Origin of the sequence: Pseudomonas sp. CF161, assembly GCF_000416215.1 — a bacterium.
In the GTDB taxonomy this organism is placed as follows: domain Bacteria; phylum Pseudomonadota; class Gammaproteobacteria; order Pseudomonadales; family Pseudomonadaceae; genus Aquipseudomonas.
Genome location: NZ_ATLP01000078.1, coordinates 1 through 13,159, shown reverse-complemented (window position 1 = coordinate 13,159; position 13,159 = coordinate 1). Strand labels below are relative to the sequence as shown.

At 63.1% G+C, this 13,159-nt stretch carries 7 protein-coding genes; 2 read left to right on the top strand and 5 right to left on the bottom strand.

Annotated features, from left to right (window positions below; all coding sequences use genetic code 11):
- Positions 1–142: 142 nt before the first annotated feature.
- Positions 143–4,096 carry a trifunctional transcriptional regulator/proline dehydrogenase/L-glutamate gamma-semialdehyde dehydrogenase gene (gene putA / locus CF161_RS14360; protein ID WP_020297312.1) on the bottom strand — a complete coding sequence of 1,318 codons (3,954 nt, stop codon included), beginning with the start codon at positions 4,094–4,096 and terminating at the stop codon, positions 143–145.
- A 459-nt stretch (positions 4,097–4,555) separates the two neighbouring features.
- On the opposite strand from putA, the gene putP reads away from it, so the two are divergent.
- Positions 4,556–6,040, top strand: coding sequence for a sodium/proline symporter PutP (gene putP / locus CF161_RS14355; RefSeq protein WP_020297311.1), 1,485 nt, complete (start codon positions 4,556–4,558; stop codon positions 6,038–6,040).
- A gap of 71 nt (positions 6,041–6,111) precedes the next feature.
- Here putP and CF161_RS14350 read toward each other — a convergent pair whose 3' ends face one another.
- The gene (locus tag CF161_RS14350) at positions 6,112–7,383 is read right to left on the bottom strand and encodes an O-acetylhomoserine aminocarboxypropyltransferase/cysteine synthase family protein (protein WP_020297310.1); all 1,272 of its coding nucleotides are present in this window, start codon (positions 7,381–7,383) and stop codon (positions 6,112–6,114) included.
- 198 nt (positions 7,384–7,581) lie between these two features.
- Here CF161_RS14350 and CF161_RS14345 point away from each other — a divergent pair, with 198 nt between their 5' ends.
- Complete coding sequence (locus CF161_RS14345) at positions 7,582–8,418, top strand: 23S rRNA (adenine(2030)-N(6))-methyltransferase RlmJ (protein ID WP_020297309.1); 837 nt, start codon at positions 7,582–7,584, stop codon at positions 8,416–8,418.
- Positions 8,419–8,506: 88 nt separating this feature from the next.
- Here the strand turns inward: CF161_RS14345 and msrA are convergent, their stop codons facing one another.
- The 3 genes from msrA to CF161_RS14330 all read right to left on the bottom strand — a co-directional run.
- A complete protein-coding gene (gene msrA / locus CF161_RS14340; RefSeq protein ID WP_020297308.1) occupies positions 8,507–9,154 on the bottom strand; it encodes a peptide-methionine (S)-S-oxide reductase MsrA in 648 nt (215 codons plus the stop codon).
- 75 nt (positions 9,155–9,229) lie between these two features.
- Complete coding sequence (locus tag CF161_RS14335; protein ID WP_020297307.1) at positions 9,230–11,923, bottom strand: EAL domain-containing protein; 2,694 nt, start codon at positions 11,921–11,923, stop codon at positions 9,230–9,232.
- A gap of 307 nt (positions 11,924–12,230) precedes the next feature.
- Positions 12,231–13,159: 2-oxo acid dehydrogenase subunit E2 (locus tag CF161_RS14330; protein WP_020297306.1), on the bottom strand; the 929-nt coding region annotated here is incomplete at its 5' end.

The window sequence follows — 13,159 nt, the reverse complement described above, 5'->3', positions numbered from 1 at the left end:
GATAGATGGGGGTGATGGGGCGGCACAAGCAGCAAGCAGCAGCGGCAAGTTGCAAGTTGCAAGCGGCAAGCTGCAAGAAAAAAGCAGCCCTGAACTGGACTGCTTCTCCTTGCCGCTTGCAGCTAAAAGCTTGCCGCTGCCCTTACCCTATGGTCATGAGGCTGGCGTTGCCGCCCGCCGCTGCGGTGTTGACGCTCAGTGCGCGCTCGATCACCAGGCGTTCCAGGGCTACCCCGGTTTCGCCCTGGGACAGGCCGTGCACGCCGACGATGGCGCCGGCACGCTTGGCCACTTGCTCGCACACCGCGCGCAACTGGTCGGAGTCGCCGTGGTGCAGCACGGCATCGATCAGCACCTCGTCCTTGGTCCAGTCGGCGACGCGCTGGATGCGGGCCTGGACCTCCTTCGGCAGGCGCGCATACAGCGCCTTGCCCGGTTCGCCTTCCGGCCATACCGCGCTGCCGCCCACGGCCAGTACCGCGGCCAGTTGCGTCAGCAGGTCGCCTTCGTCCTGGGCCAGGCACAGCACGTGTTCGCGGGGCAGGATCGCGTAGCTGTTGCGCTCACCGGTCGGGCCGGCCAGGGTCCGGGTGACGCCACTTTGCGATTGCGCCGCAAACTGCACGCAGAGCGCACGCAGTTCCGCCAGCTGATTGCTTTCGGCCCAGGCTTGCAGGGCGCCCAGCGGTTTGCTCATGGCGTCGCGCAGGCGCACATCCGGTGCGCTCAGGGCGTCGCCACGGGCGAACGACTGCTCGATGGCGTCCACTGGGCGGGTCGACAGCAGGCGGTACAGGTACAGCGGACCACCGGCTTTCGGGCCGGTGCCCGACAGGCCTTCGCCGCCGAACGGTTGCACGCCGACCACGGCGCCGACGATGTTGCGGTTGACGTAGACGTTACCGGCATGGACGTTGTCGATCACCTTGGCGATGGTCTCGTCGATGCGGGTGTGCACGCCCAGGGTCAAGCCGTAGCCCGAGGCGTTGATCTGGGCGATCAACTGGTCGATCTCTTTGCGCTTGTAGCGCACCACGTGCAGCACCGGACCGAAGATCTCCCGTTGCAGCTCGTCGAAGCTTTCCAGCTCGATCAGGGTCGGCATGACGAAGGTGCCGCGCTTGATTTCTTCGCCGTCGGCAATCGCCACCTGGTACACGTTGCGACCTTTGTCGCGCATGGCCTGGATGTGTTTCTCGATGCCGGCCTTGGCTTCGGCGTCGATCACCGGGCCGATGTCCACCGACAGGCGCTCCGGGTTGCCCAGGCGGCATTCAGCCATGGCGCCCTTGAGCATTTCGATCACGCGGTCTGCCGAATCTTCCTGCAGGCACAGTACGCGCAGGGCCGAGCAGCGCTGGCCGGCGCTGTCGAAGGCCGAGGACACGACGTCGATGACCACTTGTTCGGTCAGCGCCGAGGAGTCGACGATCATTGCGTTCTGGCCGCCGGTTTCGGCGATCAGCGGAATCGGCCGGCCCTGGTTGTCCAGGCGCCCGGCGACGTTGCGTTGCAGCAGGCGCGCCACTTCGGTGGAACCCGTGAACATCACGCCTTTGACCCGATCGTCGCCGACCAGGCGGGCGCCGACGGTTTCGCCGCGGCCCGGCAGCAGTTGCAGCACGCCTTCGGGAATTCCGGCTTCGAGCAGAATGCGCACGGCTTGGGCCGCCACCAGCGGGGTTTGCTCGGCAGGCTTGGCCAATACCGGGTTACCGGCAGCCAGTGCGGCGGCCACCTGACCACTGAAGATGGCCAGCGGGAAGTTCCACGGGCTGATGCAGACCACCGGGCCCAGTGGGCGGTGGGCATCGTTGGTGAAGTCGTTGCGAGCCTGTACCGCGTAGTAGCGCAAAAAGTCCACGGCTTCACGCACTTCGGCGATGGCGTTGGCAAAGGTCTTGCCGGCTTCGCGGGCCAGCAGGCCCATCAGCGGCTGGATCTCGCCTTCCATCAGGTCGGCGGCGCGTTCCAGGATCGCGGCGCGTTCGGCGGGCGGGGTCGCCTGCCAGATCGGGCCTGCGTTGATCGCGCACTGCAGCGCATTGTCGACGTCTTCGACCGTGGCTTCCTGGACGTGGCCGACCACGTCGCGCAGGTCCGATGGGTTGAGCACCGGGGCAGGCGCTTCGGTGCTGGACGCGCAGCCCAGCATCGGCGCGGCTTTCCAGTTGTTGTGGGCGGTGGCCAGCAAGGCGCAGGACAGCGACGCCAGGCGGTGTTCGTTGGCCAGGTCGATGCCCGCCGAGTTGGCGCGCTCGCTGCCGTACAGGTCGCGCGGCAATGGAATACGCGGGTGCGGCAGGCCGAAGCCGCCTTCCAGCGTCGCCATTTGCTCGATGCTGGCCACTGGATCGGCCACCAGCTCCTGGATCGAAATCGACTGGTCGGCAATCCGGTTGACGAACGAGGTGTTGGCGCCGTTTTCCAGCAGGCGACGGACCAGGTAGGCCAGCAGGGTTTCATGGGTGCCCACCGGTGCGTAGACGCGGCATGGACGGTTCAACTTGCCTTCGGCAACCTTGCCCACCACTTGCTCGTACAGCGGTTCGCCCATGCCGTGCAGGCACTGGAACTCGTACTGGCCGGGGTAATAGTTCTGCCCGGCGATGTGGTAGATGGCCGACAGGGTGTGGGCGTTGTGGGTAGCGAACTGCGGGTAGATGACTTCCGGCACCGACAACAGCTTGCGTGCGCAGGCGATGTAGGAAACATCGGTGTAGACCTTGCGGGTGTAGACCGGGTAGCCCTCCAGGCCTTCGACCTGGGCGCGCTTGATTTCGCTGTCCCAGTACGCGCCTTTTACCAGGCGGATCATCAGGCGATGGCGGCTGCGGCGCGCGAGGTCGATCACGTAGTCGATCACATACGGGCAGCGTTTCTGGTAGGCCTGGATCACAAAGCCGATACCGTTCCAGCCGGTCAGTTGTGGCTCGAAGCACAGGCGCTCCAGCAGGTCGAGGGACAGCTCCAGGCGGTCGGCTTCTTCGGCGTCGATGTTCAGGCCGATGTCGTATTGCTTGGCCAAGAGGGTCAGCGACAGCAGGCGCGGGTACAGCTCGTCCATCACGCGCTCGTACTGGGCGCGGCTGTAACGTGGGTGCAGGGCCGAGAGCTTGATCGAGATGCCCGGGCCTTCATAAATGCCGCGACCGTGGGACGCCTTGCCGATCGAATGGATGGCCTGCTCGTAGGAAGCGAGGTATTTCTGCGCGTCGTGTTCGGTGAGTGCCGCTTCACCGAGCATGTCGTAGGAATAGCGGAAGCCCTTGGCTTCGAACTTGCTGGCGTTGGCCAGGGCTTCGGCGATGGTTTCGCCGGTGACGAACTGTTCGCCCATCAGGCGCATGGCCATGTCGACGCCCTTGCGGATCATCGGCTCGCCGCTCTTGCCGATGATGCGGCTCAGGGACGAGGTCAGGCCGGCTTCGTTGTGGGTGGCCACCAGTTTGCCGGTCAGCAGCAGGCCCCAGGTGGCCGCGTTGACGAACAGCGACGGGCTGTTGCCCAGGTGCGGCTGCCAGTTGCCGGTGCTGATCTTGTCGCGGATCAGCGCGTCACGGGTGCCCTTGTCGGGGATGCGTAGCAGCGCTTCGGCCAGGCACATCAGGGCCACGCCTTCCTGGGACGACAGGGAAAACTCCTGCAACAGGCCCTGAACGATACCGGCACGGCCGCCGGCGCTCTTCTGGTTACGCAGTTTTTCTGCAATCGACGACGCCAGCTTGTTGGTGGCTTCGGCCATGGCGGCCGGCAGGCGGGCCTGCTCGATCAGCATCGGCACCACTTCCGGTTCCGGACGGCGGTAGGCGGCGGTGATCGAGGCACGCAGCACCGATTGCGGGAGGATGCTTTCGGCGAATTCGAGGAAGCACTGGTGCGCGTGGTCGAGTTGCACCTCGCCGGCTTCGTCGCCCTCGGTGCGGATCGAACCGCTGAGCTCAGTCAGGGTTGCACCACCCTCGAGTTTTTCCAGGTAATTGAAAATTGCCTGCTTGATCAGCCAGTGCGGTGTGCGATCAATCGAGGTCGCGGCCGCCTTCAGGCGCTCGCGGGTCGGGTCATCGAGTTTGACCCCAAGGGTGGTGGTAGCCATATTTTTATCCTCATGTTTGCCACGACTGCGTGGCATCAGCTGGGCGCAAGATTAGCCGGGCGCCGAAAGAGGTGCAACCGGGTGCAACCCTTTTTTTGTCGGACAAATACGCAGCTCATCAGGAAAAAAATTCCAGTTGCCCGGGCGTGATCGCAGTTGGTGCTTTTCATTCTGAAAATCAGGCTTTTTGCTCCAAAAGGGAGCAAGAAATGGGTTATTACGGAATAAATTCACTAGGTGCAACTAATTCCCAAGAAACTGGTTGCACCCTATTTGGGTTGTTGAATAGGATTCGCGCCCAAGGTGCAACCGTCTCACAAGGGCGATTCACCGGCCGATGGCTTTCCTGGGGAAACATCGGTCATAAATGCGCGGAACACCCCATCGTCTGTCAGACGTACACGTTTGGCGGTGAAGAATGACCGCAGCACCATAAAAACAAAGCCAGGGCGTAACTCAATGAGTGCAAGCAATCCAACCTTGATCACCTTCGTGATCTACATCGCAGCAATGGTGCTGATCGGCTTCATGGCCTATCGCTCTACCAATAACCTTTCCGACTACATTCTGGGCGGCCGCAGCCTGGGCAGCGTGGTCACCGCGCTTTCCGCCGGTGCCTCGGACATGAGCGGCTGGTTGTTGATGGGCCTGCCAGGTGCCATCTATATGTCGGGCCTGTCGGAAAGCTGGATCGCCATCGGCCTGATCATCGGCGCCTACCTGAACTGGCTGTTCGTGGCCGGTCGCCTGCGGGTGCAGACCGAACACAACGGCGATGCCTTGACCCTGCCGGACTATTTCTCCAGTCGTTTCGAGGATAAAAGCGGTCTGCTGCGGATCATTTCCGCGGTCGTGATCCTGGTGTTCTTCACCATCTACTGCGCTTCGGGCATCGTGGCCGGCGCCCGTCTGTTCGAAAGCACCTTCGGCATGTCCTACGAGACCGCGCTGTGGGCCGGCGCTGCCGCGACTATCGCCTACACCTTCGTTGGCGGTTTCCTGGCGGTGAGCTGGACCGACACCGTACAAGCCACGTTGATGATCTTCGCCCTGCTGCTGACGCCGATCATCGTGCTGCTGGCCACCGGTGGCGTCGACACCACCTTCCTGGCCATCGAGGCCCAGGACCCCAGCAACTTCAACATGCTGAAAAACACCACCTTCATCGGCGTGATCTCGCTGTTGGGTTGGGGCCTGGGCTACTTCGGCCAGCCGCACATCCTGGCGCGCTTCATGGCGGCGGATTCGGTGAAATCGATCGCCAATGCCCGTCGCATCTCCATGACCTGGATGATCCTGTGCCTGGGCGGCACCGTGGCGGTGGGCTTCTTCGGCATCGCCTACTTCTCGGCGCACCCGGAAGTGGCCGGCCCTGTGACCGAGAACCACGAGCGTGTGTTCATCGAACTGGCCAAGCTGCTGTTCAACCCGTGGATTGCCGGTGTCCTGCTGTCGGCCATCCTGGCGGCGGTCATGAGCACCCTGAGCTGCCAGTTGCTGGTGTGCTCCAGCGCCCTGACCGAGGACTTCTACAAGGCCTTCCTGCGTAAAAACGCTTCCCAGGTCGAGCTGGTGTGGGTCGGTCGGGCCATGGTGCTGCTGGTGGCCCTGGTTGCCATCCTCATGGCCGCCAACCCGGAAAACCGCGTACTGGGTCTGGTCAGCTACGCCTGGGCCGGCTTCGGCGCTGCCTTCGGTCCTGTGGTGCTGATCTCGGTGCTGTGGAAAGGCATGACCCGTGACGGCGCGTTGGCGGGGATCATTGTCGGTGCGGCCACGGTGATTCTGTGGAAACACTTCGACACCATGGGCCTGTACGAAATCATCCCGGGCTTTATCTTCGCCAGCCTGGCGATCTTCCTGGTCAGCAGCAAAGGTCGCCCTACGGCGGGCATGCTGCAACGCTTTGACGCTGCGGAAAAAGACTTCAAGCTCAATCGCTGACGGCCACGAGCCAAGGCTCGTTACCCTCGGATAAGAAACGGCCCGCTACCTTCTGGTAGCGGGCCGTTTTTTTAGGCCAGGCTCAGGGCCTGGTCGAGGTCGGCAAGGATGTCTTCGATGGCTTCGATGCCCACCGAGAGGCGGATCATTTCCGGTTTGACCCCGGCCTTGGCCTGCTCCTGCTCATTCATCTGGCGATGGGTGGTGGAGGCCGGGTGACAGGCCAGGGACTTGGCGTCGCCGATGTTCACCAGGCGCTTGAAGATCTGCAGCGCATCGTAGAAACGTACGCCGGCTTCATAACCGCCCTTGAGGCCGAACGAGAGAATCGCCGACGGCTTGCCCTTCATGTACTTCTGCGCGAGCTCGTGGTGCGGGTGGTCCGGCAGCCCGGCGTAGCTGACCCAGGCCACCTGGGCATGCTGCTGCAGGAACTGCGCGACCTTGAGCGCGTTCTCGGTGTGGCGTTCCATGCGCAGGGCCAGGGTCTCCAGGCCTTGCAGCAGCAGGAAGGCGTTCATCGGCGCCAGGGCTGCGCCGGTGTTGCGCAGCGGCACGGTACGGGCGCGGGCGATAAAGGCGGCCGGGCCGAATTTCTCGGTGTAGACCACGCCGTGGTAGGCCGGCTCCGGGGTGTTGAGGCTGGCGAATTTTTCCGGGTGGTCGGCCCAGGGGAAGGTGCCGCTGTCGACAATCACCCCGCCCAGGGAGTTGCCGTGGCCGCCGACGTACTTGGTCACCGAGTGCACCACGATATCGGCGCCGAACTGGATCGGCTTGCACAAAATCGGCGTGGCCACGGTGTTGTCCACCATCAGCGGCACGCCACGGGCGTGGGCGGCCTGGGCCAGGCCTTCGAGGTCGACGATGTTGCCGGCCGGGTTGCCGATGCTTTCGCAGTACACCAGCTTGGTCTTGTCGTCGATCAGCTCGGCAATCGCCTCGGCCGAATCATCCCGGGCAAAACGCACCTCGACGCCGAAGCTGGGCAGCAGGTGGGCGAACAGGGTATAGGTGCCGCCGTACAGCTGCGGGGTGGAGACAATATTGTCGCCGGCCCGGGTCAGGGTCTGGATCGCATAGTGGATCGCTGCGCTGCCTGCCGCCACCGCCAACCCGGCAATCCCGCCTTCGAGGGCCGCCATGCGCTGCTCCAGCACATCGTTGGTGGGGTTCATGATGCGGGTGTAGATATTGCCCGGCACATCGAGGTTGAACAGGTCCGCGCCATGCTGCGCGTTATCGAACTCGAAGGCCACGTTCTGGTAGATCGGCACGGCCACGGCCTTGGTGGTTGGGTCTGATTTGAATCCATGGTGCAGCGCAATCGTTGCGTCTTTCATAAGTGGCTCGACCTCCTTGGCTTGCATTGGTTTTTTTGTAGGGCCTGAATGTAATGCCTTCGCAGCGCACAGGTCGAACTGGCATTAGAATTTTTTTTCACCCCGGCCCCGGTTTGCGGCATAAGCCAGGGGCTGCGCGGCGTGACCTGACGACGGCGCGTGTACAAGGTAAACTTCGCCCCCTGCGCAGGAGCAACCATGAACTATCGTCACGCCTTCCACGCCGGCAACCACGCCGACGTCTTCAAACACCTGACCCTGACCCGCCTCATCGCCCTGATGTCGCGCAAGGAGCAGCCGTTCGCTTACCTCGACAGCCACGCCGGCATTGGTCTGTACGACCTTCAGGGCGACCAGGCGTCGCGTACCGGCGAGTACCTGGAGGGCATTGCCCGGTTGTGGGGCGAGCAGGACCTGCCGCCGCTGACCGACGATTACATGGACCTGCTGCGCACGATGAACCCGGATGGCCAATTGCACTATTACCCGGGCTCCCCGGAGCTGGCGCGCCGCCTGACCCGCCCTCAGGACCGGGTGCTGCTCAACGAGAAGCACCCTGAAGACGGGCAATTGCTCAAGGACAACATGAAGGGTGATCGTCGGGTGGCGGTGCACCTGGGCGAAGGCTGGCACGTGGCGCGGGCCCTGCTGCCGGTGGCCGAGAAGCGTGCATTGATGCTGATCGATCCGCCCTTCGAGCAACTGGACGAAATGCAGCGTTGCGCGGCGTCGCTCAAGGAAGCCATTGGCCGCATGCGCCAGACCGTGGCGGCCATCTGGTACCCGGTCAAGGATCAGCGCATGTTGCGCCGCTTCTACCAGGACCTGGCCGGCACCGGCGCCCCCAAGCTGTTGCGCGTGGAGTTGCTGGTGCACCCGCTGGACACCCCCAACAGCCTCAACGGTTCCGGCCTGGCCATCGCCAACCCGCCATGGGGCCTGGAGGAAGAGCTGCGGGAACTGCTGCCATGGCTGTCGAAAAAACTCGGTCAGACCCAGGGCGGCTGGCAGATGGATTGGTTGATAGCTGAGTAGCAGTGGCTAGCTTGAAGCGGCAAGCGGCAAGCCTGGGCTCAACCGCTTGCAACTTGCCGCTTGTAGCTGTTCTTGACGTGCAGTTGCTTCAGATGGGGCAAGTGACCCCAGTGCCACCGATGCCGCAGTAGCCGGCGGGATTTTTCGCCAGGTATTGCTGGTGGTAGGCCTCGGCAAAGTAGACGGTCGGGGCTTCTTCGATTTCAGTGGTGATGGTGCCCAGGCCGGCCTTGGTCAGTTCTTCCTGATAGGCCTGTGCACTGGCTTTTGCCGCCGCCAACTGTTCTGGCGTGGTGGCATAGATCACCGAGCGGTACTGGCTGCCGATGTCATTGCCCTGGCGCATGCCCTGGGTCGGGTTATGCAGTTCCCAGAACATTTTCAGCAGGTCTTCGTAGCGGGTTTTGGCCTGGTCGTAGACCACCAGCACCACTTCGCTGTGGCCGGTCAGGCCCGAGCAGACTTCTTCATAGGTCGGATTGGGCGTCAGGCCGCCGGCATAGCCGACCACCGTGCTGACCACGCCGTCGTGCTGCCAGAAGCGGCGTTCCGCGCCCCAGAAGCACCCCAGGCCAAAGATCGCGAAGCCCACATCGTCGAGGAATGGGCCCAGCAGCGGGTTGCCATTGACGAAATGGGTTTCGGGCAGGTTCATCGGGGTTTCGCGGCCAGGTAGAGCTTGTTCTTTAGTCGGTAGCACGTTTTTGTTCACCAGGATTTCCGAGCGCAGAACCATGATTCAGTCCTCTCAGTCAGGTTGGGGAGTCAGTTACAGAATAGACACGCAGTTTGCCCGAGTGTTACAGCGCTGTCAGGCGATTGGGCCGCGCGGGTAGCGTTTGAGCTTGTCGATCAGCTCGGAACCGGGGATCGGACGGTCGAACAGGTAGCCCTGGCCGACGTCGCAACGGTGGCGGCGCAGGAAGGCCAGTTGCTCGGCCGTCTCGATGCCTTCGGCCACCACCTTGAGTTTCAGGTTGTGGGCCATGGCGATCACCGCTGAAGTGATCTCCATATCGTCCTGATTGTCGGGGATTTCGTGGATAAAGCTGCGATCGATCTTGATGATGTCGATCGGGAATTTCTTCAGGTAGCTCAGGGACGAATAGCCGGTGCCGAAGTCGTCCATGGCCAGGGTCAGGCCGAGCTTTTTCAGCTGGTCCAGTTGCTGGTGGGTGTCTTCCGTGGCTTCCAGCAGCAAGCCCTCTGTCAGTTCGAGCTCCAGCAGCGAAGAGGGCAGTTGCTCCTCCTTGAGAATGCTGGCGATCGAGGCCACGAGGTCCGGGTCGGAAAACTGCTTGGGTGATAGGTTGATCGCCACCTGCAGGTTGCCCAGGCCCGCTGCGGTCAGTTGCTTGCTCATGCGGCAGGCCTGGCGCGCGATCCACTTGCCGATGGGGATGATCAGGCCGGTCTCTTCAGCCACGCTGATGAACTGGTCCGGGCGGATCATGCCTTTTTCCGGGTGGTTCCAGCGCAGCAGGGCTTCCATCCCCAGCAACCGGCCGCTGCGCAGGCAGAGCTTGGGTTGGTAGAACACGTCGAGTTCGTTCTGGGTCAGGGCGCGGCGCAGGTTGTTTTCCACGAACAGCTTGTAGCTGGCCTCGGCGTTCAGTGCTTCGGTGAACACCTGCACCTGGTGCTTGCCGTTGGCCTTGGCCTTGTGCAGGGCCAGGCCGGCGTTGCGCATCAGGGTTTGCGGGTCGCGCCCGTGCAGCGGCGCGCAGGCCAGGCCCACGGAGCCGGTGACGCTGATCAGCTGGTTGTCGACGAACATCGGCTTGTCCAGGGTCGTCAGCAACTGGCTGGCAATCAGTTGGCCGGCCTCCAGGCTGGTGTCATCCAGCAGCACCGCGAACTCGTTGCTGGCGAAGCGCGCCAGGCTGCCGCTCGGGCTCAGGCTGTTGCGCAGGCGGCGGGCCAGGCTGATCAGCAGTTTGTCGCCGGTCTGGTGGCCGAGGCTGTCGTTGATCCGCTTGAAGTTGTCGATGTCCACCAGCAGCAGGCTGATGGGGGTGTTGCTGTCGCGGGCGAAACGTTCGTCAAGGTTGCGGATAAAGGCCGGACGGTTGCCCAGGTTGGTCAGGTTGTCGGTGTACGCCAGGCGCTCGATGCGCTGCTGGGCCAGCTTGGCCTGGGTGATGTCTTCGTAGATGCCGATGTAGTGGGTCAGCTCGCGGTTGTCGCCGTAGACCTTGGAGATCGACAGCTGACCCCAGTAGGGTTCCAAGTTCTTGCGGCGGCTCTTGAACTCGCCTTGCCAGCTGTTGCTCTGGGCCAGGCTGGACGGCGCGTCGAACAGCAGCTCGCTGAGGTTTTCCAGAGCCGGCAGTTCCGACAGCCGATGGCCGTGGACTTCCTCGGTGCTGTACTGGGTGATCGCGGTGAAACTGGGGTTGACGTACTCCACCACGCCATCGCAATTGACCAGCAAAAACGCGTTGGCGCTTTGCTCCACGGCACGCTGGAACAGGTGCAGGGCGCTGGTGGCGGTGCGACGGTTGTGATTGTTGATGACCTGGGCGAACTGATCGGCCAGCTCGCCGGCAAAGGCGATCTCGTCAGACTGCCAGGCCCGGGTCACGCCGGTCTGTTCCAGGCACAGCACGCCGACCACCTGGCCGTCGATACGAATGCTTGCGTCGAGCATCGCATTCACGTCGCGGGGCCTGAGGCTTTCTGCCATCTCGCGGGTGCGCGGATCGCGCATGGCGTTGTGCGCATCGATGGCGCGGCAGCTGTGCAGGGCCTCCAGGTAATCCGGAAAACCACTGGCGTCGATGTTCTCGGGGATCCGGTATTCCTGGGTCGCGCGGGTGTACGCGGCGATCGGTTTCAACAGCTGGTCTTCGAGGTTCCAGATGCTCGCGCAGTCGATCTCGTAGATGTCACAGGCGCAGCGGGTGATCAGCTCGGCGGCTTCCTTCAGCGAGTTGCCGGAGCTGTAGCGCTGGCGCGTCAGGAGCAGGATCAGGTCCTGCTGGGCGCGTACCCGGTCCAGGTGCTGCAGCTGTTCCTGCTGGGCGCGCTGGTTGAGTTCCAGGGCGATCTGCAGGCGGCTGTTCTGGGTTTCCAGGTCCTGGGTGGGCAGTGTCGGGGCGTCGCTGAACAGGCCGTCGACCACCAGCAGGTAGCCGCGCAACAGGTGGCGATTGTGCTGTTTGTAGGCTTCGCCCAGCTCCAGCAGGCTCAACGGGCCTTCGACGGTATGCAGGGTGTAGCGCACCAGATAGTGCGGGCTGTGGGTCAGTTGCTGCTGGATGGCGTCGTGCAGCTGATAGCGCGCTTCAGGCTCCATCAGGCTGGCGTAGGGGGCGCCGACCAGGGCACAGAGCTCGACCGCCGGCAGGCCGAATTGGCGTTCGCAATTGGGATCGAGAAACAGTAGCGCCCAGCTAGCTTCGTTCAGCCGTTCGAAACGCAGCATGCCGAGCCGGGAAGGCACGGGCAACTGCGTCACTACCTCGGCCACCATACGGCTGGCGGCATCGGGTTGGCTTTTCATTGAGAAACTCGCTTCGAAAATGCTGATCGCGCTGGGCTCGCGCCCTCTTCACTGTTGTCTGCGGCAAGGTTGCATCATGCGGCACTTACTGACAAGAGAGATGAAGGCTAAGTGCTATAAGAATCTATCGGCAGCGGTCAGGATTTCTGCACACTTATCGCGTGCCGTTTGGCGCCAGGCTCTGGCCTGGCTGCTGCGCCGATGTGCAGGCAAAAAAAGCCCCGCCAAATTGGCGGGGTTGAGGTACGAGCGTGGCGCTCGGAAAACAGTGCGAATCGGCTCTCCCGTGACAGGAGAGCCGATCGGCTTACAGCAGGATGGTGCGGATGTCGGCCAGCAGGTCGCTCAGGCGCTTGGTGAAGCGTGCCGCAGCGGCGCCATTGATCACACGGTGATCGTAGGACAGCGACAGCGGCAGCATCAGCTTGGGCTGGAAGGCTTTACCGTCCCAGACCGGCTGGATGGTGGCCTTGGAAACACCGAGGATCGCCACTTCCGGCGCGTTGACGATCGGCGTGAAGCCGGTGCCGCCAATGTGCCCGAGGCTGGAGATGGTGAAGCAGGCGCCCTGCATGTCGTCGGCCGAAAGTTTCTTGGTCCGGGCTTTTTCAGCCAGGGCCGCAGCTTCGGCAGCCAGTTGCAACAGGCTCTTCTGATCGACGTTCTTGATCACCGGTACCAGCAGGCCATCAGGGGTGTCGACCGCGAAGCCGATGTTGACGTACTTCTTGCGGATGATCGCCTTGCCGCTAGGGGCCAGCGAGCTGTTGAAGTCCGGCAGTTCCTTGAGCAGGTGTGCACAGGACTTGAGCAGCAACGGCAGCACGGTCAGCTTGACGCCCGCCTTCTCGGCGACGGCTTTCTGGGCCACGCGGAAGGCTTCCAGCTCGGTGATATCAGCCGAGTCGAATTGGGTCACGTGCGGCACGTTCAGCCAGCTGCGGTGCAGGTTGGCGGCGCCAGCCTGCATCAGGCGGGTCATCGGTACTTCTTCGATCTCGCCGAAGCGGCTGAAGTCCACGACCGGGATCGGCGGGATGCCAGCACCGCCGGTTGCGCCGGCCGCTGCCGGTGCTTCCTTGGCTTTCTGCAGCATGGCCTTGACGTAGACCTGCACGTCTTCTTTCAGCACGCGACCGTGTGGACCGCTGGCGCTGACGCCGCTCAGGTCGACGCCGAACTCGCGGGCCAGTTGGCGAACCGCTGGGCCTGCGTGAACCTTGGCGCCCGGCTTGG

What these genes read in the sequence shown, in the direction of transcription:
- putP (WP_020297311.1), top strand. Translation starts at nt 4,556, where the DNA reads ATGAGTGCAAGCAATCCAACCTTGATCACCTTCGTGATCTACATCGCA.
- msrA (WP_020297308.1), bottom strand. Translation starts at nt 9,154, where the DNA reads ATGGTTCTGCGCTCGGAAATCCTGGTGAACAAAAACGTGCTACCGACT.
- putA (WP_020297312.1), bottom strand. Translation starts at nt 4,096, where the DNA reads ATGGCTACCACCACCCTTGGGGTCAAACTCGATGACCCGACCCGCGAG.
- CF161_RS14350 (WP_020297310.1), bottom strand. Translation starts at nt 7,383, where the DNA reads ATGAAAGACGCAACGATTGCGCTGCACCATGGATTCAAATCAGACCCA.
- CF161_RS14345 (WP_020297309.1), top strand. Translation starts at nt 7,582, where the DNA reads ATGAACTATCGTCACGCCTTCCACGCCGGCAACCACGCCGACGTCTTC.
- CF161_RS14335 (WP_020297307.1), bottom strand. Translation starts at nt 11,923, where the DNA reads ATGAAAAGCCAACCCGATGCCGCCAGCCGTATGGTGGCCGAGGTAGTG.